The sequence below is a fragment of the Clavibacter sp. CT19 genome, from assembly GCF_027858075.1.
Lineage (GTDB): Bacteria > Actinomycetota > Actinomycetes > Actinomycetales > Microbacteriaceae > Clavibacter > Clavibacter tessellarius_A.
The window spans coordinates 1-21,035 of sequence record NZ_JAQHYR010000002.1; the positions used below are offsets into that span (position 1 = coordinate 1).

Consider the following 21,035-nt stretch of genomic DNA (forward strand, 5'->3'; position numbering starts at 1 on the left):
CCGGCTCCATGACGCGCGAGCGGATGATGGCCGCCCCGGCGTCGGCGACCGCGCTCATCCGGCGGGGCGCGCGCCCGCGGCGCCCGTGCCGACGCCGGCACCCGCGGCGCCGGCGTCGCCCGCGGACGGCGCCCCCGCGTGCCGGTCGCGCGGCGGCACGGTCTCGATGAGGATCTGCGACAGCACGCTCGTGGCGGTGACCCCGTCGAACTCGGCCTCGGGATCCAGCAGCAGGCGGTGCGCGAGCACGGGCTCGGCGAGCGCCTTCACGTCGTCGGGCACCACGTAGTGCCGGCCGTCCGCGGCGGCCCAGGTGCGCGCGGCGCGCAGGAGGGCGAGGGCGCCGCGCACGCTCGCGCCGAGCCGCACCTCGGGCGCCTGGCGGGTGGCGTCGACGAGGCGCACCACGTAGTCGGCGATCGCGGGATCCACGTGCACGGTGCCCGCGCGCTCCTGCAGCGCCCGCACCGAGGCGGCCGTGGCGACGGGCGCGAGCGTCACGTCGTGCGCGCTGACGGACGCGCCCTGCAGGATCCTGAGCATCGACTCGTGGTCCGGGTACCCGATGGAGGTGCGCAGCAGGAACCGGTCGAGCTGCGCCTCGGGCAGCGCGTAGGTGCCCGCCTGCTCGATCGGGTTCTGCGTCGCGATCACCAGGAACGGGTCGCCCACGTCGTGGGGCGCGCCGTCGACCGTGACACGGCCCTCCTCCATCACCTCGAGGAGCGCGGACTGGGTCTTCGGGCTCGCGCGGTTGATCTCGTCGGCCAGCACGATGCTCGCGAACACGGGCCCGCGGTGGAACTCGAACCCGCCCGTGCGCTGGTCGTAGACGCTGACGCCCGTGATGTCGCCAGGGAGCAGGTCGGGCGTGAACTGCACGCGGCTGTGCGTGCCGTCGACCGTCTGCGCCATGGCGCGCGCGAGCGAGGTCTTGCCGGTGCCGGGCACGTCCTCGAGCAGGAGGTGCCCTCCCGTCACCATCGCGGTGAACGCGAGCCGCACCACGTGCGACTTCCCGAGCAGCACCTGCTCCACGTTGCGCACGAGCGCGGCGAACTCGTCCTGGAAGGCGCGGGCCTCGTCGGCGGTCATCGTCATGGGGGCGTGCCTCTCGGGTGCGGACGCGGGTGCGGGTGCGGGTCCGGGTGCGGGTGCGGGTGCGGGTGCGGGTGCGGGTGCGGGTGCGGGTGCGGGAGCGTGGGCGTGTCCGGGTCCGGGTCCGGGTCCGGCGGCCGCGGGGTCGGCCGTCATCCGCGGTGGGCGTACGTGTACAGGGTGCCCGAGTCCGCGGCGACGCGCACCTCCAGGATCCGCTCGGCGCCCGCCGGCAGGGCGCAGGATCCGGCCGCTCCGGAGGAGCCGTCCGTCCACGCGCCCTCGCCGCCGCAGCGCCACTCGCTCCGGGCGTAGCCGCCGCCGACCGCGGGCGGGGTGGAGGTCCAGGAGACGATCGTGCCGCCGGCTGCGTCCGCCTCGAACCGCACGTCGCCGGCGCGCGCGTCGACCGCCGTGCCGGCGTCGACCGCGACCGACCAGCCGCTCGAGCGCGGACGTCCGTCGGTCCCCCGGTCGCCGCGCGGCAGCGAGACCGTGACGGCGGGCGCGGAGGGCGCCGCGCGCGGGGTGAGCTGACCGGCCTCGACGACCGTGCAGCCCTGGCTGTTGGCGGCGAGCACCGTGAACGCGACGGGCTGGTCGGCGGCGAGGCCCGCGAACACGTGACTCGTGGCGCCGCCCACGTCGACCGCGGGACCGTGCTCGGCCGACCACGGCGTCACGCCCTCCGTGGCGACCGAGCAGCCGGGCGCGGATCCGGGCGCGTGCGCGGCCACGAGGTAGCGGATCCCGTCGACGCCCGACCCCTGGAACGCCGGCCAGGAGACCGTGACGCGCGTCTCGTCCGCCGGGTCGGCGACGGCGGTGGGCGTGCCGGTCGCGGTCGGGGCGCCGCGTGGCGTGCCCGTGATGGAGGCGGTGAGCCACGCGGATCCGTCCTGCACCTGCGCGCTGTTGCGGGCGGCGACGCTCACGGCGACGGGCACCTCGGCGACGAGCGACGGATCCCGCACCTCGACGCTGGTGGCGTCCGCGGCCACCTGGCGGGTGACGCCGCCGACCGTCACGACGTACTGCGAGACCGGGCTCGACGACGAGGGCACCGCCGACGGCTGCCACGACACGCGCAGCCCGTCCGCGAGCGGCTCGGTGACGAGGCCGGCGGGCGCGGCCGGCAGCACGTCCGACCACAGGCCCGAGATCGAGACGGGCTCCGAGGCGCCCACGCCGTTGACGGCCCGCACCTCGACCTGCACCGCGGACGACGGGCCGTTGCCGGGCGTCGGCACGGTGCACGTGGTGGACGGGCAGGTGGTCGTGGCGGTGACGACACCGCCGCGGAGCACGCGGACCTGGTAGCCCGTGATCGGCGACCCGTTGACGACGCCCGGCTCGAACGCGACCGTGAGCGCGCGGTCGGCGAAGCCCGTGGCGCGGAGGGCCGTGACCGGTCCCGGGCGGTCCTGCACGTGGATCACGACGGTGCCGAACGCGGCCCGGCCCGCGTCGCCCGTGGCGTCGCGCACCTCGTACTGCACGCGCACGTCGCCCGGCACGGCGTCGGCGGACGCGGCGACGGCGAGCGTCGCGCGGTCGGCCGACGGCGTCACCGTCACGCCCGCCGGGAGGCTCGCGCCGTCGGCCCCGCGGATGGACGCGACCGTGAGCGGCGCGCCCGGGAAGGGGTTCCCCGCCTGGTCGTTGGCGAGCACGTCGATCGTGGTGGCGGATCCGCGCGTCACGGTGCCCTCGTCGGTCGCCGGCTGGGCGAGCGGCCGCGTCGACGGCACGACCCGGAGGTCCACCCGTCCGGCGCGTCCGGCCTGCGTGGCATCGCGCACGCTCACGGCGAAGGACGTCGCGACGCCCGTCTCCACGCCCGCGTCGGCCGAGAGGCGCAGCGTGCCGCCCTCGACGGAGGCGCGGAAGCCCTCGCCCACAGCGCCCTCGATCGCGTACGCGAGCTGCCCGCGGTCGTCCTGGTACGGGTAGGCGGTGAGGCGGTCGAGGTCGATGTCCTTGGGCTGGCCGGGCTCCAGGTCGATGACCGCGCCCGTGAACACGGGCGGCTGGTTCTCGGTGGGCGTGACCGTGATGGGGAGCACGAGCGCGGCCGTGCGCCCACCGTCGTCGCCCGCGGAGTCGGTGACCGTGAAGGAGAGCGCGGCGGGGCCGAAGTAGCCGGGCTCGCTGCGGTACGCGACGGTGTCGTCGTCGACGAGCTCCACGGGTCCGTCGGCGTGCGTGGCGGAGAGGGAGTTGGGGTCGGCGATGCGCACGGCCCGGCCGCCCGCGGCCACCACGTGGTCGTCGAGATCGACGACGAGCCGCTCGCCGCTCGCGACGGACGGCCGCGGCTGTCCCACGCGCAGCTGCGGCAGCGTGTCCTCGAAGCCGGGCACCCAGACGAAGGCGGTCGCGGTGACGCCCTGGTCGTCCGGCTGCGCCACCGTGAACGGCACGATGCGGCGCGCGTCGCCGACCTCCACGCGGATGCGGCCGTCGGGCGTCACGCGCGCCACGTCGTCGTAGCCCGCGCCGACGGAGAGCACGAGCGCCGACGCGTCGCCCTCCGCGGAGAACACGTTGCGCATCACGTCGACGTCGACGCTCGTGCGGTCGAGCACGTCGGAGAGCTGGAGCACGGTGTCGCGCGCGATCGGGCGCGTGGGCGGCGCGGCCGGATCCACGACGACCGTGAGGAACGCCTCGTCCGTGCCGCCGCGCGCGTTCCGCACGCCGTAGACGAAGCCGTAGCGCCCGGCCTCCTCGGGCGCGACGACGCGCACGGTGTCGCCGTCGAGCCCCGCGACGGGTCCCGCGGACTGCGGCTGCACCGAGACCAGCGAGAGCGCGCCGCCGTCCGGGTCCGTGTCGTTCGCGAGCACCTGCACGCGGAGCACCCGGCCGGGCCGCACGGTGACGACGTCGGCCGTCGCGACCGGGTTCCTGGCGCCCTCGACCCGCGGGCTGATGCCCACGCGGATCGTGCCGGTCGCGCGCGCCCCGAGCCCGTCGACCACGGCGTACGCGAACGCGTCGGTGCCGGTGGAGTAGTCGCCGGCCCGGTAGTCGATCCAGTCGGGCCCGACCTCCGCGACCTGGCCCTTCTCGGGCCCGGCGTCCTGGCCGAGGAGCCGCACGGAGTCGCCGTCGGGGTCGATGCCCGTGAGCGGCACGGGGATCCGCACGGTCTCCCCCGCGAGCACGCGCGCCGTGAGCGGCCGCGGCACGGGCGCCGTGTTGGTCGCGGCGTCGGCCTCGCGCACCGACACCGTGAGGGTCGCGGTCGCCCACTGGCCGTCGGGCGCGACGGTGCGGTAGACGGCCGTGTGGTCGCCCGTGCGGTCGGGCGCGAGGTAGCGCAGGCGGTCGCCGCTCGCGAAGAGGAGGCCGGCGCCCTCGGGCAGCGGATCCACGAGCACCGGGTCGAGGCGCAGCGCGTCGCCGTCGGGCTGCTCGTCGTTGGCGAGCACGGGGATGTCGACGGCGTCGCCCACGCGCACGGCCACGCGGTCGTCGACGGCGACGGGCGGCTGCCGCACGGCGGGCTCGGGCACCTCGATCACGGTGATGACGCCCGTCGCGTCCGCGACGCCGTTGCTCACGCGGTAGCCCACGTCCACGGGTCCGTCGAGCGGCCGGGTGAGCGTGATCCGCACGAGCCGCTGCCCCACGACCTCCGCGCGCACGCCGGCGGCGTCGCCGGGCGACACCGCGTCGGTGACCACGAGCACGCCGCCCGCGGGATCGAAGTCAGCGGCGAGCACGTCCACGTCCTGCGCCTCGAGCGCCCGCACGAACACGGTGTGCGGCACGGTCACGGGCCGGCCGTCGGACTCGGGGGCGCCGCGCACCTCGACGCGCACGACGCCCGTGGCCGTGGTCCGCCCGTCGGTCACCGTGTACTCGAGCAGGTGCGTGCCGGTCCGGGTGCCCTGCAGGCGGACGGTGCCGGCCTCGAGGTCGGGCGTGACCTGCACGCCGGGTCGCGCGGGCGCCGACGCCAGCCGGATCGCCCCGCTCCCGCCGCGCGCGTGCAGGAGCGCATCGACCGTGATCTCGCGCCCGACCGACGCCTGCACCACGAAGCCCTCGGCCACGAGCGGCACGTCGCCGGCGCGGCGGACGGTCACGACGAGCGCGCCGGATCCCTCCTCGCGCCCGTCGGACACCTGGAGCGCCACCGTGCGCGTGTCGCCGCCGGCCCCCGCGTCCGTGTAGACGACGCGGCCCTCGGGCTTCCAGCTCACGGCGTCGGGCGCCGGGACGCTCGCGCGCGTGAGGTAGGTCGGATCCCCGTCGGGGTCGTACCAGCCGCCCAGCACCTCGGTCTGCAGGCGGGCGCCCTCGGCGACCGTGCCCGTGGCGGGCCGCGACTGCACGGGCGGGGCGTTCTCGTCCGCGTCGCGCACGGCGACGCGCACATCGGCGGTCGCCGTGCCGCCGCGACCGTCGCTCACGACGTAGGAGAGGCGCACGGTGCCCGCCGCCGTGGGCGCGAGCGCGAGCTGGAGGCCCTGGCCCTCGTCGACGATGTCGACCGCGCCGACCTGCGCGTCCACGGGGGTGACGGAGTCGATCACGAGCACGTCGCCGTTCGGGTCGTGGTCGTTGAGGAGCACGGGCAGCGGGCTCGTGCGGCCGGGCCGGGCGCCGAGGTCGTCGGCGACGGCGACGGGCGGCTGCTGCACGCGGTCGGTCTCGGGCGGGATGTCGGCGGTGCTCTGCTCGACGACCGTGTCGGACCGCTCGCGGTCGATGAGGTCCGACCAGTTGTCGATGACCCCCGCCCCGCGCTGCACGGCCCAGGCCGCGCCGCCGCGCACGTCGTTGAGCACGACGCGCGGGCCGTCGACGAGGAACCGGAGCGCGGACTGCGCGGACACCCCGGCGATGTCGGTGAGGGCGCCGGCCGGGGTGCGCCGGGCGTCGCCGGCCTCCGCGCCGCCGACCGCGGCGGAGTCGACCGGTGCGACCGGCGCGGTCGGCGCGGTCGGTGCGGTCAGCGCGGTCAGCGAGGTCGGGGCGGCGTCGAGGCAGCGCTGCCAGGAGGATCCGCCGGTCCAGCCGGCGAACTCGCAGCCGTCCACGCGCACGGGCCGGGCGGGCGCGCCGGACGCGCGGTCGGCGACGACGACCGGGGCGCCGCCCGCGACGGGCACCTGCAGCAGGCCGCCGGTGTGGGCCACGAGCACGGCGTCGCCCGCGGAGGAGGCGCGCTGGAGGGCGACCTGCGCGTCGGCCGCGACGGATCCGCCGAGGTCGACCGCACGCCCGTCCACCCGCAGGGCGCGGGCGTCGGCGTCGTACAGCGCCCAGTGTCCGTCGACGCCCGTGAGCGCGAGGCGGCGGGCGGCCGGGCGGCCCGCCACCCCGGCCTCCACGGTCTCGCCGGGCACGGCGGCGGCGGGATCCGCGCCGGGGTCGACGGCCGCCCCCTCCGCCGGCGCGCCGACGGGCCCCACGTCCACCGTCCCCTCGACGGTGTCGTCCGTGGCGGCGCGGATGCGCGAGAGCGTGCCGGAGGCGGCCGAGTAGACGAGGAGCGTGCCGTCGTCGGCCATGGACGCGACCGCGTCGGCGCCGAGCGACAGGGTCGGTGCGCTCACCGCGTCGAAGGCGGCGAGGCCCGCGACGGGCACGAGCCAGAGCTGGCCGGTGGCGGGCACGAGGATCGCGACGCGCGACCCGGCGAGCATCACCTCCGCGCCCGCGGGCAGCGGCGCCGTGTCGACGACCGCGCTCGTGGCGTCGTCGACCACGTCGAGGCGCGAGGCGCCGCGGTCGGCGAGGAGCACGGTGGATCCGGACTGCAGCACGTCGATGTCCTCGCTGCGGGAGTCGACCACGCTGTCGAGCTCGAGCACCTGGGTGTTGGCGCGGCCGATGGCCTGCTGCGCGGCGTTGACGACCCACACGGATCCGTCGTCGAGGTCGATGCGCTGGGCGTCGTAGCCGTCCGAGACGAGCGCGAAGCCCGTGAGGAGCGCGAGCACGACGGCGCCTCCCGTCACGGTGGTCGCGGCCTGGCGGTGGCGGCGGATCCAGTCGCGGATCATCGCGGGAGCTCGGCGCACTTCTCGGTCGACGCCCGGCCGGCGACGCCGTCGCGCGTGACGGTCACGGTGACGCAGGCCCGGTCGCCCGAGCCCGCCGCGCCCGCGGTCCCCGGGCCACCCGAGGTGACCCGGAACGACGTGTCGCGCTGGGTGCTCGGCAGGCCGCCGTCGCGCACCACCTGGTACGCGTCGTCGGCGCCGAGGCCGGGGTCGTCCCAGGAGAAGAGGATGCCGTCGTCCGTCGCGGAGGCCTCGATGGCGCCGACGACCGGGATGTCGCGCGCCCCGGTGCCGCCGCCGGATCCGCCGAGGAGCACGCCGACCAGCACGCTCGCGACGACCGCGCCGGACGCCGCCGCCACCAGCGCGATGCGGTTCCGCACCAGGAACGGGCGCGGTCCCGGCGCGGGCGGTCGGCCGGAGCCGGAGGCGCCCACGGGCCCGGATCCGGAGCGGCCCAGGGAGGTGGACGCGGGATCCGCGCGCCCCGGCTCCGACGCGGACGGGGTGCCCGTGCCGCGCGCGGACGCGCGCCGGGCGGGATCCGCAGCCGACGGTCGCGCGCCCGCCGCCGCCCCGCCACCCGCCGCCGCGGCACCCGCCACCGCGCGCGCCCGGGGAGCGCCGGCTGTCACCGTCGCCTTCCGCCGCACCCGGCGGACGACGGCACGCGGGCCGGCCGCGCCCGGATCCACCTGCACGATCCCGCGCACGCGCGTCGGGTCGTCGTCCTCCTCGACCCCGGCCGCCACGGCGGACGCCCACTCCTCGCTCGCCACCTCGAGCGGCGTCTGCGCGAGCTGGAGCTCCGCCTCCACCGCCTGCAGCTCGCGCACGAACGCGAGCGCCGAACCCGGCCGCGCCTCCGGCTGCCGCGACATCGACCGGCGCAGCACCAGCTCGAGCCGCTCGGGCACGTCCGCGCGGCCGGTCGGCAGGGGCCTGGCCTTCTGGATGCGGGCGACGAGGTCCGCGGGAGCGTTCCGCCCGCCCGGCACCTCGAAGGGGCTCCGTCCGGCGAGCAGCGAGTGCACGGTGGCCGCGAGCGACCACACCTCGCTCCGCACGGTGCCCGGGCTCTCGCCGGCGAGCACCTCGGGCGCCGACCACGGGATCGACAAGCCCACCGCGTCGGTCGCCGCCGCGTCCTCGAGCGTGGACGCGATGCCGAAGTCGCTGAGGACGGGGTGCCCGAACGCGGTCGTGAGGATGTTCGCCGGCTTGATGTCGCGGTGCAGCACGCCCGCGCGGTGGGCGGTCTCCACGGCGCTCGCGATGCGGATCCCCACGCGCAGCACCTCGGCGACGCCGAGCGGCTCGCGCCGGTACCGGTCGCTGAGGCTCGACGAGCACAGCTCCATCACGAGATAGGGCCGCCCGTCGGCCGCGACGCTCGCCTGGTGCACCGTGAGCACGGACGGGTGCGCGCTCAGCTGCGCCATGAGGTCGGCCTCGGCGCGGAACATGGCGCGCAGCCGGTCGGTCACGATCTCGGCGAGCATGACCTTGACCGCCACCTGCCGCCTGGGCATGTCCTGCTCGTAGAGGAACACGTCGGCGAAGCCGCCGGATCCGAGGACCGTCACGTAGGTGAACCCCGGCAGCACCGGCGGGGACGACGGCAGGCGTCTGGCCATGGCCCCCTCATCGGGTTCGGACCGACGGCAGGGACTGGTGCGGGCGGTGGCGGGTGATCGGCTCCCGTCGAGTCTAGGCTCCGGATCCGCGCGGGCACAGGGATCCGGCGCCCGCGGACGCCCCCTGTTCGGGAGCGTCCGCCGAGCGCTCGAGGCGGGCCGCGGGGTGGGTCGCGCGGTCGGTCGCGGTCAGTCGCGCGGGGGCAGGTCGCGCGCCGGCTGACCCACGTAGAGCTGCTGCGGACGGCCGATCTTGGTGGCCTGGTCCTCGTTCATCTCGCGCCAGTGCGCGATCCAGCCGGGCAGGCGCCCGATGGTGAACAGCGCCGTGAACATGCGCGTGGGGAAGCCCATGGCCTTGTAGATGACGCCCGTGTAGAAGTCGACGTTCGGGTACAGCTTCCGCTCGATGAAGTAGTCGTCCGCGAGCGCGACGGCCTCGAGCTCCTTGGCGATGTCGAGCAGCGGGTCTTGGATGCCGAGGGCCGCGAGCACCTCGTCGGCGCTCTCCTTCACCAGGCGGGCGCGCGGGTCGAAGTTCTTGTAGACGCGGTGCCCGAAGCCCATGAGGCGGACGCCGTCCTCCTTGTTCTTCACGCGCTCCACGTAGCGGTCGACGCCCTCGCCGGAGTCGCGGATGCGACCGAGCATCGCGAGCACGGCCTCGTTCGCGCCGCCGTGCAGCGGGCCGAAGAGCGCGCCGATGCCGGCCGAGACGGAGGAGAACATGTTCGCCTCGGTGGATCCGACGAGCCGCACGGTCGACGTCGACGCGTTCTGCTCGTGGTCCTCGTGCAGGATGAGTAGGCGCTCGAGCGCCCGGCTGACCACCGGGTCGACCTCGTAGGGCTCGGCGTTGTTGCCGAAGTTGAGGCGGAGGAAGTTGTCCACGAACGACAGCGAGTTGTCCGGGTAGAGGAACGCCTGGCCGAGGCTCTTCTTGTGCGCGTACGCCGCGATGACCGGCAGCTTCGCCAGCAGGCGCAGCGTGGAGATCTCGACCTGCTCGGGATCGTGGACGCTCAGCGAGTCCTCGTAGTAAGTGGAGAGGGCCGACACCGCGCTCGACAGCACCGACATGGGGTGCGCGTTCGTGGGGAGGGCGCGGAAGAGGCCCTTGAAGTCCTCGTGCAGGAGCGTGTGGCGGCGGATGTCCTCCTCGAACCCGCCGAGCTGGTCGGCCGTGGGCAGCTCGCCGTGGATGAGGAGCCAGGCCACCTCGAGGTAGCTCGACTGGCGCGCGAGCTGCTCGATGGGGTAGCCGCGGTAGCGGAGGATGCCCTGCTCGCCGTCGATGTACGTGATGGCCGAGCGGGTCGACGCCGTGTTGACGAAGCCGTTGTCGAGCGTCGTGAGGCCCGTCTTCTTCGTGAGCGCCGAGATGTCGATGCTGGACGCGCCGTCGACCGCGGGGAGGATGGGGAACTCCACCCGTCCGCCCGGGTACGTCAGCGTCGCCGTGGGCTTCTCCTGCGCCTGGGGCTCGTCCGCCTTCGGCCGGTCGTCCGCCTGCTGCCCGCCATCGGTCACGGCGCCTCCTCGAGTCTGGGTGGGTGGCCCGGGGGATGCGCGCCGCCGGGCGCTCGTGGCGCCCTCGCGGCGCCGGGGATCCGAGCCGACTACAGCCTAAAGGGCCGACCGGGACGCTGTCGCCTCCGCCAGCATCCGGGCGGATCCGTCGGAGGTCGTGCTACGTGGAGGAGGCGGCGCGGAGCCGCGCCGCCGCCGCCTGGACGCGCTCGTCCGTCGCCGTGAGCGAGAGGCGCACGTGCTCGGGCGACGCGTCGCCGTAGAAGGGGCCGGGGCCCGCGAGGATCCCCAGGTCGGCCAGCTCCGCGATGCCCTCCCAGGCGTCGCGCCCGCGCGTCGCCCAGAGGTAGAGCCCGGCCTCGCTCGCGTCGATGCGCCAGCCGGCGGCCTCGAGCGCGGGCCGGAGCACGTCGCGGCGCATTCGGTAGAGCTCGCGCTGGGCGCGCACGTGGTCGTCGTCGCCGAGCGCCACCGCCATGGCGTGCTGGAGCGGCGCGGGCGGGAGGAGCCCCGCGTGCTTGCGGACCCGGATCAGCCGCGCGATCACGTCCCGGTCGCCTGCCACGAGCGCGGCGCGGTACCCCGCGAGGTTGGACTGCTTGCTCAGCGAGTAGAGCGCGAGGACTCCCGTGTGGTCGTCGCCCACGACGCGCGCGTCGAGGATCGAGGGCGTCGGCCCGTCGGCCCACTCCCCCTCCCAGCCGAGCTCGGCGTAGCACTCGTCGCTCGCGATCACGGCGCCGAGCTCCCGAGCGCGCGCGACGGCGGCCCGGAGCTCCTCGACGTCGAGCACGCGGCCGTCGGGGTTGCCGGGCGAGTTCAGCCAGACGAGGCGCGTGGACGCGGGCCACGCGGCCGGGTCGTCGGCCGGCACGCTCTCCGCGCCCGCGAGCGCCGCCCCGATCGCGTACGTCGGGTACGAGACGCGCGGGTGCACGACCGCGTCGCCCTCGCCGAGGCCCAGCATGAACGGCAGCCAGGCCACCATCTCCTTGGAGCCGATGGTCGGCAGCACCTGCTCGACGTCGAGGTCGGCATTCCGGCGCCGGGCGTGCCAGTCGACCATCGCCCGCCGGAGCTCCGGGGTGCCGACCGTGGTCGGGTACGCGTGCGCGTCGGTCGCCCAGGCGAGCGCGTCGCGGATGAGCGTCGGCGTCGGGTCGACGGGCGATCCGATGCTCAGGTCGACGATGCCGTCCGCATGCCGCCCCGCCCGCTCCGCGTACGGGGCCATGAGGTCCCAGGGGTAGTCGGGCAGCTCGCCGAGGGCCACTCGCGTCAGCCGTTCTGGGGCGGGAGCGCGGCGATGACGGGGTGGTCGGAGTGCGTCACGCCGACCTTGGTGGCGCCGCCGGGCGAGCCCATCTCCGCGAAGAACTCGACGTTCGCGGTGTAGTAGTCGCTCCAGCGCTCGGGCAGGTCGTCCTCGTAGTAGATGGCCTCGACGGGGCACACGGGCTCGCAGGCGCCGCAGTCCACGCACTCGTCGGGGTGGATGTAGAGCGACCGCTCGCCCTCGTAGATGCAGTCCACCGGGCACTCGTCGATGCAGGCGCGGTCCTTCACGTCGACACAGGGCAGGGCGATGACGTAGGTCACTTCGGGCGGGTCCTTCCGGGAGCGGTGCGGCCCGAGAGAGTCTACGCGGCGCCGTGAGCGGCACCCGCCGGGGCGCCGTCCGCGGACGACCCCGGGGCGCCGTCCGGCCGGGCAGCGTCACGCGGCGCGAACCGCGGCCACACGACGACCACGGCCACGAGGATCGCGGGCGCGACCGCCCACACCTGGCTCACCCAGTCGCGCGGGAAGAGGACGGATCCGCCGGGCCCGCTCATCCCGAGCACCGCCACGGCCACGACCGCGCCGAGGCCGAGGCACAGGGCGTGCAGCCGGTCGACCAGCAGCAGCCGGAACGCGACGAGGAGGCAGGCGAGCGTCACGAGCGCGAGCACGAGCCCGACGGGGACGCCGACCCCGCCGACCGCGAGCGGCGCGCGGTGAGCGACCGTGCCGATGGCGCCCACGAGGAGGCCGAGCACGAGGGACGCGGCGGCGGTGCCGATGCGCTGCAGGCCGCGCGGCGCGAGGTCGGCGTCGCCCGCCGCGCCGTCGGCGCCGGCCGGCCGGTGCGACCGGAACAGCTCGACGGCCCCGATGGGCTCGCCGACGCCGTGCGACAGCGCGAACTGGTCGCCGTCCACGACGACCTGCGTGCGGTGCGCGGCGATGGCCCGGGTCTTCGCGTCGAGCACCTCGGTGACGTCGACCGCGAGGTCCACGGCGTCGTCGGGCAGCACGAGCATGCCGGCCGGGCGCGCGTCGGGCGCGGGGAACCGGCCGCGCGCGGCCACGCGCTCGTGCGCCTCCCGCGCCGACGACTCGGTCGTGGTGATGAGGTACGCCGGCACCCCCGCCTCCTCGGCGGCCCAGGTGGCGATGACGTGCACGCGCTTGTGGTCGGGGTGGCCGTAGCCGCCGTGGTCGTCGTAGGTGATGACGGTGGTCGCGTCGACGTCGGCGATGACCGCCAGCACGTCGCGCGCCTCGTCGGCCTCGTCGCCGGCCGACAGCGAGTCGGGGTCGAGCGGCTGGAGGGCCACGGGCACCCCGTCGTCGCCCCACTCCATGCCGGAGTCGACGTAGCGGCGGGGCACGAGCCCCCGCCAGCGCGCGCCGACGTCGCCGAGGAAGCGGTGGTCGACGACCCCGAGCGCGGCCATGGCGTCGGCCAGCTCCGTCTCCCGGTGGTCGGCGAGCGCCTTGAGGTCGCCCTCGAGGTGGCGGAGCTCCTCCGGGATGACGTCGCCCCGCTCGCCGCGCGTGCAGGTGAGCACCGTGACGGGGACGCCGTCGCGCACGAGCTTCGCGATGGTGCCGCCCGTGACGATGCTCTCGTCGTCGGGGTGGGCGTGCACGAAGAGGACGTGCTCGCGCGCGGGACGGGAGGTCGAGCCGGGGATCATCGGGCGATCCTATCCGCGCGCGCGATGCCGCTCGCTGGGCGCGGGGGCCGCGCACCCACGCACTCCGCCGTCCGCGGGGGACGACGGACTGGACGCGTCCCGGCCCCCGCGCTACTGTGCACGAGGTAAGGCAAGCCTCACCTACATTTCCCCACATCAGCAATAGGGCGCGCCCGACGCGCCCGCCGCCCGGAGAGGCGCACGCGTGTTCGCGAACTACCTGATCGGCCTGCGCGAGGGCCTCGAGGCCGCGCTGGTCGTCACCATCCTCATCGCCTACGTGGTGAGGATCGGCCGGCGCGACGTGCTCGGCCGGCTGTGGCTCGGCGTCGGGTTGGCGGTGCTCCTCGCGCTCTCGGTCGGCGCGATCCTCACCTACGGCGCCTACGGGCTCACGTTCGCGGCGCAGGAGGCCATCGGCGGCTCCCTCTCCATCGTCGCCACGGGCCTCGTCACCTGGATGGTGTTCTGGATGCTGCGCACCGCGAAGGACATGCGCTCCGAGCTCCAGGGCGCCGTCGACCGCGCCATCCAGGGCGCCGCCTGGGGCCTCGTCGCCGTCGCGTTCCTCGCGGTCGGCCGCGAGGGCATCGAGACGGCGCTGTTCCTCTGGTCGGCCGTGCAGGCCACCGGCGCCACGACCCTCCCGCTCCTCGGCGCCGGCCTCGGCATCGTCACCGCCGTCGCGCTCGGCTGGCTCGTGTACCGCGGGGTGCTGCGGATCGACCTCGCCCGCTTCTTCACCTGGACGGGCGCGCTCCTCATCGTGGTGGCCGGCGGCGTGCTCGCGTACGGCGTGCACGACCTCCAGGAGGCGGGCATCCTGCCGGGGCTGGACGCGCTCGCGTTCGACGTCTCCGGCGCTGTGCCGCCCGGATCCTGGTACGGCACGCTCCTCAAGGGCACCGTCAACTTCTCCCCCGCCACCACGTGGCTCGAGGCGATCACCTGGGTGCTGTACGTCGTGCCGACGCTCGCCGCCTACCTGACGCTCGCGCGGCGGGGTCGCCGCCCGCGGGCCGAGGCGGGCGCATCCGGCACCGCGTCCGCCGCCGGCGCGTCCGACGCCCGCGCCGCCTCCCCCGTCGCCGCCTCCCCCGGGGCCGCCTCCCCCGTCGCCGCGGACGCGACCACCACCCGCTGACCCCACGCACCCGCGCCTCCCCACACCCCACCATCCCGTCCCATCCCGCCGGCACGCCGGCCCGCTCCCCCCGAGGACCCATGAAGCGCTCCACCCTCCCCGCCGCCGCCCTGCTCGCCGGCGCCGCCCTCGCCCTCTCGGGCTGCGTCGCGAACGCCCCCTCCGGATCCGCGGGGGACGGCGCCGCCGCGGCCTCCGGCATCACGCAGCTGACCGTCGACAGCTCGGCCGACGCCTGCACGGTCTCCGCCGCGACCGCGCCGAGCGGCACGGTCTCGTTCCACGTCACGAACTCCACCGACCAGGTGACGGAGTTCTACCTCCTCGCCGAGGACGGCCTCCGCATCGTCGGCGAGGTCGAGAACGTGAGCCCCGGCATCGAGCGCGACCTCGTGCTCACGGCGCAGCCCGGCAGCTACTACACCGTCTGCAAGCCCGGCATGGTGGGCGACGGCGTGGGCCGCGCGCCCTTCACGGTCACCGGCGACCAGGTCGCCCTCGCCGGCGACGCCGCGCAGCAGGGCCAGGACGCCGCCGCGAACTACCTCGCGTACGTCAAGGACCAGGTGAGCCGGCTCCTCCCCGCCACGCAGGAGTTCGCCGACGCCTACCTCGCGGGCGACGACGAGAGGGCGCGCTCGCTCTACCCCACGGCCCGGTCGTACTACGAGCGCGTGGAGCCGGTCGCGGAGTCCTTCGGCGACCTCGACCCGGCGATCGACTTCCGCGAGGCCGACGTCGATCCCGGCACCGAGTGGACCGGCTGGCACCGCATCGAGAAGGACCTCTGGCGGCCCGCGCCCGACGCGAACGGCGGAGACGTGTACGTGCCGCTCAGCGCCGGGGACCGCGCGCACTTCGCCCAGCAGCTGACCGCCGACACGCAGCGCCTCTCCGACGCCGTGCACGCCGACGGCTTCTCGGTCGACATCTCCACGGTCTCGAACGGCGCCGTCGGGCTGATGGACGAGGTCGCGACCGGCAAGATCACGGGCGAGGAGGAGATCTGGTCGCACACCGACCTCTGGGACTTCCAGGCGAACCTCGAGGGTGCCCGCGTCGCCTACGAGGGCGTCCGCGACATCGTCGCCGCCAAGGACCCGCAGCTCGTCGCCACCCTCGACGCGCAGTTCGCGAAGCTCGAGACCGACCTCGCCGCCTACGGGTCGCTCGAGAAGGGATTCACCGCCTACGACGCGCTGACGACGGACCAGGTCAAGGGCCTCGCGGACGGCGTGAACGCGCTGGCCGAGCCGCTGTCGAAGCTCACCGGGACGCTCGTCGGATGACCGACGGACACGAGGCGGCGGTCGCACCCCACACGGACGACGCATCGGCCGCCGCGGACGCCCCGCGCGGCGTCTCCCGCCGCGGCGTCCTCGGGCTGCTGGGGGCCGGCGCGCTCGGCGGCGGGCTCGTGGGATCCGCCGCCGGCGTCATGGCCGACCGCGCCTTCGCCGGCGCGCGCCAGGCCGCGGGCGGCGCCACCTACGCGTTCCACGGAGCGCACCAGGCCGGCATCACCACGCCCGCGCAGGACCGCCTGCACTTCGCCGCGTTCGACGTGGCGGACATCGACCGCGACGGCCTCGTCTCCCTCCTGCGGGACTGGAGCGCCGCCGCGGCCCGGATGACGGCGGGCGGATCCGCGGGCCCGCTCGGCGCGGTCGACGGCCCCTACGACTCCCCGCCGGACGACACGGGCGAGGCCCTCGACCTCCCGCCGGCCGGCCTCACCATCACCTTCGGCCTCGGTCCGTCGCTGTTCACCACGGCCGACGGCATCGACCGGTTCGGCATCGCCGACCGCCGTCCCGCCGCGCTCGTCGACCTGCCGCGCTTCCCCGGTGAGGCGCTCGTGCCCCAGGCGACGGGCGGCGACCTCTGCATCCAGGCGTGCAGCGATGACCCGCAGGTCGCCGTGCACGCGATCCGCAACCTGTCGCGCATCGCCTTCGGCCGGGCGTCCATCCGCTGGTCGCAGCTCGGCTTCGGCCGCACGTCGTCCACGAGCCGCGCCCAGGTCACGCCGCGCAACCTCTTCGGCTTCAAGGACGGCACGGCGAACGTGAAGTCCGAGGACACCCGCGTGGTCGACGACCACGTCTGGGCCGACTCCGGCTCCGCGCCCGGCGAGGCCTGGATGCGGGGCGGTTCCTACCTCGTCGCGCGCCGCATCCGCATGACCATCGAGACGTGGGACCGCTCGACGCTCCGCGAGCAGGAGCGCGTCGTGGGCCGCACGAAGGACTCGGGGGCGCCGCTCAGCGGCGGCGAGGAGCACACGGCGCCCGACTTCGCCGCGACCGGTCGCGCCGGCGCTCCGCTCATCGACCGGGCGTCGCACGTGCGCCTCGCGCATCCGGACACGAACGGCGGCGCGGTGCTCCTCCGCCGCGGCTACAACTTCGTCGACGGCAACGACGACCTCGGCCGGCTGAACGCGGGGCTGTTCTTCCTGGCGTTCCAGCGGGATCCGCGGGAGCAGTTCATCCCCATCCAGCGCAGCCTCGCGCGCGACGCCATGAACGAGTACCTGCGCCATGTCGGCAGCGGGATCTGGGCGGTGCCGCCGGGCGCGACCCGCGACGGCTACGTGGGCGAGACGCTCTTCGGGTAGCCGGCCCCGCCCTCGCGCACCGCGTCGCGCACGGCGTCGCCGGCGGCGCTGCACCCCGTGAGCGCGAGCCCCGGAACGAGGACGAGCCCGGCCGCCCCCCTCCTGCGGAGGGAACGGGCGGACGGGCTCGTCGCGGTCCTGCTGTCTTACGCGTTCTGCTTCTTCAGCCGCGAGGTCTTGCGCTGCCGCGCGTTGGCGTCCAGCTCGACCTTCCGGATCCGGACGAACTCGGGCGTGACCTCCACGCACTCGTCCTCGCGGGCGAACTCGAGGCACTCCTCGAGCGTCAGCTTCCGCGAGGGCGTCATGCGCTCGAAGGAGTCGGAGGTGGACTGACGCATGTTGGTCAGCTGCTTCTCCTTGGTGATGTTCACGTCCATGTCGTCCGCGCGCGAGTTCTCGCCGACGACCATGCCCTCGTAGACCTCCTGGGTCGGCTCCACGAAGAACGACATGCGCTCCTGCAGGGCCACCATGGCGAACGGCGTGGCGACGCCCGCGCGGTCGGCGACGATCGAGCCGTTGACGCGGGTCGTGATCTCGCCCGCCCACTGCTCGTAGCCGTGCGACACGGCGTTGGCGATGCCCGCGCCGCGCGTGATGGTGAGGAACTCCGTGCGGAAGCCGATGAGGCCGCGCGACGGGACGACGAACTCCATGCGGACCCAGCCGGTGCCGTGGTTGGCCATGCCCTCCATGCGGCCCTTGCGGGCGGCGAGGAGCTGCGTGATCGCGCCGAGGTACTCCTCGGGCGAGTCGATGGTGAGGTGCTCGTACGGCTCGTGGACCTTGCCGTCGACCTGCTTCACGACCACCTGCGGCTTGCCGACGGTGAGCTCGAACCCCTCGCGGCGCATCTGCTCCACGAGGATCGCCAGCGCGAGCTCGCCGCGGCCCTGGATCTCCCACGCGTCCGGGCGGCCGATGTCGACCAGCTTGATGGAGACGTTTCCGATGAGCTCGCGGTCGAGGCGGTCCTTGACCATGCGCGCGGTGAGCTTGTGGCCCTTGACCTTGCCGATGAGCGGGCTCGTGTTGGTGCCGATGGTCATCGAGATGGCCGGGTCGTCGACCGTGATGGTGGGGAGCGGGCGGACGTCGTCCGGGTCGGCGAGCGTCTCGCCGATGGTGATGTCCTCGATGCCGGCGACGGCGACGATGTCGCCGGGGCCCGCGGACTCGGTCGGGAAGCGGTCGAGCGCCTTCGTGATGAGGAGCTCGGTGATCTTCACGTTCTTGACGGTGCCGTCGTGCTTGACCCAGGCGACCTGCTGGCCCTTCTTGATCGTGCCGTTGAAGACGCGGAGGAGGGCGAGGCGGCCGAGGAACGGCGACGCGTCGAGGTTGGTGACGTGCGCCTGCAGGGGGTGCTCGTCGTCGTAGGTGGGCGCCGGGACGTGGTCGAGGATCGCCTTGAAGAGGGGCTCGAGGTCGTCGTTGTCGGGCAGCTCGCCGTTCGCGGGCTTGGTGTCGCTCGCGGCGCCATTGCGGCCGGAGGCGTAGACGACGGGCACGTCGAGGATCGCGTCGAGGTCGAGGTCCGGGTGCTCGTCCGACATGTCGGAGGCGAGGCCGAGGAGGAGGTCCTGGCTCTCGGCGACGACCTCGTCGATGCGCGCATCGGGGCGGTCGGTCTTGTTGACCAGGAGGATGACGGGCAGCTTCGCCTCGAGCGCCTTGCGGAGCACGAAGCGCGTCTGGGGCAGCGGGCCCTCGGACGCGTCCACCAGGAGCACGACGCCGTCGACCATGGACAGGCCGCGCTCGACCTCGCCGCCGAAGTCGGCGTGGCCCGGGGTGTCGATCACGTTGATGACGATCGGCGTGCCGTCGGCGTGCTTCCCGTTGTAGAGCACCGCGGTGTTCTTCGCGAGGATCGTGATGCCCTTCTCGCGCTCGAGGTCGTTCGAGTCCATCATCCGGTCCTCGCCCTCGAAGTGGGCGTCGAACGAGTTCGTCTGCTTGAGCATGGCGTCCACCAGGGTGGTCTTGCCGTGGTCCACGTGGGCCACGATGGCCACATTGCGGAGGTCGTTGCGCGCGACTAGCGCCATAGTGCTGTCCTTCAGTGGAGAGGGTGCCGGCCTTGTCATCAAGGGAGGAGGGCGAAGAGCCGCCGTCTGCTATTCCCAGCGACCCCCAGCCTACCGTGCCGATGCAAGCCGGGCTCAGGGAGCGTCGGAGCGGAGCGTCCAGCGCCAGGCGTCGTCGAGGACGCCGGCCTGGTGCGCCGAGACCTGGACCCCGTCGACGCGGGCGGAGGTGGCGGCGAGCGCCGGGTGCTGGAAGAGCGGGAGGCCGGCGCGGTCGCCGTACATGCGGCGGTCGAGGCGGAGCAGGAGCTCGCCGCGGGCGTCGGCGTCCTCTGTGCGGCTGAGCGAGGTGAAGAGCGCGGCCACGTCGGGGTCGGCGGTGGCCTGGCCGTCGCGCGCGTCGGCGCGGTCGTCGTGCAGCGCGCGGATCCCGGCCACGGACGGGTAGGCGTCCTCGGGGCCCACGAGCGCCGCGTCGTAGGCACCGGGCTGGCCGAGCACGTCCTGCCACTGCGGCGTGAAGCAGTCGGTCACGACGAAGCCCGCCTGCGCGGCCGAGTCGCGGATCGCCTCGTACTCGGCGGCGCGGCGCGCGTCCGCGGGGTCGTACAGCACGCACACCTCCGGCGCCGGCTGCCCGACCGACGCGAGCAGCTGCCGCGCCTCGTCGAGGTCGACGTCGTCGAAGCGGCTGGATCCGTTGGCCCGCACCTGGTCGTCGTAGCCGGCGGCGCCGGGCGCCAGCACGAAGGAGTCGCGCGTGGATCCGCCTCCCCCCGGCCCGCCGAGCTCGCGGGCGATGGCCTCGCGCGGCACGGTGGAGAGGAAGGCGGTGCGCACCGTGGCGTCGGCCATGGCGCTGTTGCGGGCGCCGAGCGTCTGCAGGTCGAGGCGCTCCCAGGAGGCCGACGATCCCATGACGGTGCGGGCGCCGTCGACGTCGTCGAGGGCGCCGAGCACGTCGGCGTCCGCGTCGGGCGCGATCACGTCGACGTCGCCGGCCGCGAGCGCCGCGACGGCGGCCTGCGGGTCCTCGATGGTCGACACGACGATGCGCTCCACCGACGGCCGGTGGGTCCCCGTGTAGAAGCGGTTGGCGTGCAGGGTGATGGAGGTGCCCGGGTCGATGGACTCGATGGCGTAGGGCCCGGATCCGACCGCGCGCTCCGGGTGCGCGGCGACGGCGGCGACGCCGAACCCCCGGTTCCAGGCGTCGGAGATGGGCGACAGGAGCTCGGGCGCGCGGTCCTGCACGGCGTCCACCAGGGTCTGCTTGGCTCGGCCCGGGCTCGACATGTCGAGGGCGAGCTGCGCGACGGCGTGCGCCGGGAGGCCGATCTCGAACGCGAGGCGCCAGTCGGGCCTGTACTGGTCGAACACCATCGTGATGGAGCGCCCGCCGTCGCCGATCACGGGCGTGCGGGTGACCTGGGACAGCGTCTCGTCCTCGGCCGCGTCGAAGTAGACCGCGTCGGCGGGCAGGGCGCCCGTGTAGCCCCCGGTCGACTCGTCGACGTAGCCGGCGGCGTCGAAGCCCGGCGTGTCGAGCGCGCGGGATCCCGCGGCCCAGGAGAGCAGGAGGTCGGCGGCGTCCACGGGCTCGCCGTCGGACCAGCGGACGCCCTCGGCGACCGTGTACTCGACCGTGAACGGGTCGCGCGAGACGATGCGCGCGGATCCGTAGCCCGGGTCGGACGCGACCGTGCCGTCGGCGGCGACCTCCGCGAAGCGCGAGTTCGTGGCGTGCACGATCTCGCGGTTGCCGTCGGTCGCGCCCGTTCGGGACTGCGCGTTGTAGGAGGTGAACGTGCTGGGCAGCGCCGCGCGGATGGCGGAGTCGGCCACCAGGCCGGTGGTCGGCGAGCAGGCGGCGAGGCCGGCGACGAGGGCCAGGGCGACCATCGCGGAGGCGCCGCGGACGACCCGCCGCAGCCCCCGCGGGCGCCGGGCCGGTGCGGCCCCGGGGCCTCGCGTGTCGCTGTCCATC

Annotated in this window: 12 protein-coding genes; 3 read left to right on the forward strand and 9 right to left on the reverse strand. The window is 75.1% G+C overall.

Features of this window, described 5'->3' with window-relative positions:
- Positions 1-54 precede the first annotated feature (54 nt).
- From PED38_RS02235 to PED38_RS02265, 7 genes are all read right to left on the reverse strand, one after another.
- Complete coding sequence (locus PED38_RS02235) at positions 55-1,101, reverse strand: AAA family ATPase (protein WP_270979449.1); 1,047 nt, start codon at positions 1,099-1,101, stop codon at positions 55-57.
- 149 nt (positions 1,102-1,250) lie between these two features.
- Entirely contained in the window at positions 1,251-7,121 is a 5,871-nt protein-coding gene (locus PED38_RS02240; RefSeq protein WP_270979451.1) for an Ig-like domain-containing protein, read from the reverse strand.
- On the reverse strand, positions 7,118-8,758 hold the full coding sequence (locus tag PED38_RS02245) for a serine/threonine-protein kinase (RefSeq protein ID WP_270979453.1): 1,641 nt from the start codon (positions 8,756-8,758) through the stop codon (positions 7,118-7,120). Before PED38_RS02245 ends, PED38_RS02240 begins: the two co-directional genes overlap by 4 nt.
- A gap of 189 nt (positions 8,759-8,947) precedes the next feature.
- Positions 8,948-10,288, reverse strand: coding sequence for a citrate synthase (locus PED38_RS02250; protein ID WP_081235137.1), 1,341 nt, complete (start codon positions 10,286-10,288; stop codon positions 8,948-8,950).
- A gap of 160 nt (positions 10,289-10,448) precedes the next feature.
- On the reverse strand, positions 10,449-11,561 hold the full coding sequence (gene dapC, locus PED38_RS02255) for a succinyldiaminopimelate transaminase (RefSeq protein WP_270979455.1): 1,113 nt from the start codon (positions 11,559-11,561) through the stop codon (positions 10,449-10,451).
- Positions 11,562-11,566: 5 nt separating this feature from the next.
- Positions 11,567-11,887 carry a ferredoxin gene (fdxA, locus tag PED38_RS02260; protein WP_043674720.1) on the reverse strand — a complete coding sequence of 107 codons (321 nt, stop codon included), beginning with the start codon at positions 11,885-11,887 and terminating at the stop codon, positions 11,567-11,569.
- Between the two features lie 41 nt (positions 11,888-11,928).
- Complete coding sequence (locus PED38_RS02265) at positions 11,929-13,251, reverse strand: PIG-L family deacetylase (protein WP_270979458.1); 1,323 nt, start codon at positions 13,249-13,251, stop codon at positions 11,929-11,931.
- 205 nt (positions 13,252-13,456) lie between these two features.
- Between PED38_RS02265 and efeU the strand changes: the two genes are divergently transcribed.
- From efeU to efeB, 3 genes are all read left to right on the forward strand, one after another.
- On the forward strand, positions 13,457-14,395 hold the full coding sequence (gene efeU / locus PED38_RS02270; RefSeq protein ID WP_270979459.1) for an iron uptake transporter permease EfeU: 939 nt from the start codon (positions 13,457-13,459) through the stop codon (positions 14,393-14,395).
- An 80-nt stretch (positions 14,396-14,475) separates the two neighbouring features.
- Positions 14,476-15,684 carry an iron uptake system protein EfeO gene (gene efeO, locus PED38_RS02275; RefSeq protein ID WP_063072636.1) on the forward strand — a complete coding sequence of 403 codons (1,209 nt, stop codon included), beginning with the start codon at positions 14,476-14,478 and terminating at the stop codon, positions 15,682-15,684.
- Positions 15,681-17,015 (forward strand): iron uptake transporter deferrochelatase/peroxidase subunit, encoded by a 1,335-nt coding sequence (gene efeB / locus PED38_RS02280; RefSeq protein ID WP_270979461.1) that lies wholly within the window; start codon positions 15,681-15,683, stop codon positions 17,013-17,015. Before efeO ends, efeB begins: the two co-directional genes overlap by 4 nt.
- A gap of 146 nt (positions 17,016-17,161) precedes the next feature.
- Here efeB and typA read toward each other — a convergent pair whose 3' ends face one another.
- The gene (typA, locus tag PED38_RS02285) at positions 17,162-19,069 is read right to left on the reverse strand and encodes a translational GTPase TypA (protein WP_063072634.1); all 1,908 of its coding nucleotides are present in this window, start codon (positions 19,067-19,069) and stop codon (positions 17,162-17,164) included.
- Between the two features lie 114 nt (positions 19,070-19,183).
- Positions 19,184-21,034 (reverse strand): ABC transporter substrate-binding protein, encoded by a 1,851-nt coding sequence (locus tag PED38_RS02290; protein WP_270979463.1) that lies wholly within the window; start codon positions 21,032-21,034, stop codon positions 19,184-19,186.
- Position 21,035 lies beyond the last annotated feature (1 nt).

Excerpts from the sequence above, each read along its gene's own strand:
- typA (WP_063072634.1), bottom strand. The coding sequence starts at position 19,069 with ATGGCGCTAGTCGCGCGCAACGACCTCCGCAATGTGGCCATCGTGGCC.
- PED38_RS02245 (WP_270979453.1), bottom strand. The coding sequence starts at position 8,758 with ATGGCCAGACGCCTGCCGTCGTCCCCGCCGGTGCTGCCGGGGTTCACC.
- PED38_RS02240 (WP_270979451.1), bottom strand. The coding sequence starts at position 7,121 with ATGATCCGCGACTGGATCCGCCGCCACCGCCAGGCCGCGACCACCGTG.
- PED38_RS02235 (WP_270979449.1), bottom strand. The coding sequence starts at position 1,101 with ATGACGATGACCGCCGACGAGGCCCGCGCCTTCCAGGACGAGTTCGCC.
- efeB (WP_270979461.1), top strand. The coding sequence starts at position 15,681 with ATGACCGACGGACACGAGGCGGCGGTCGCACCCCACACGGACGACGCA.
- PED38_RS02265 (WP_270979458.1), bottom strand. The coding sequence starts at position 13,251 with ATGATCCCCGGCTCGACCTCCCGTCCCGCGCGCGAGCACGTCCTCTTC.
- PED38_RS02290 (WP_270979463.1), bottom strand. The coding sequence starts at position 21,034 with ATGGACAGCGACACGCGAGGCCCCGGGGCCGCACCGGCCCGGCGCCCG.
- efeO (WP_063072636.1), top strand. The coding sequence starts at position 14,476 with ATGAAGCGCTCCACCCTCCCCGCCGCCGCCCTGCTCGCCGGCGCCGCC.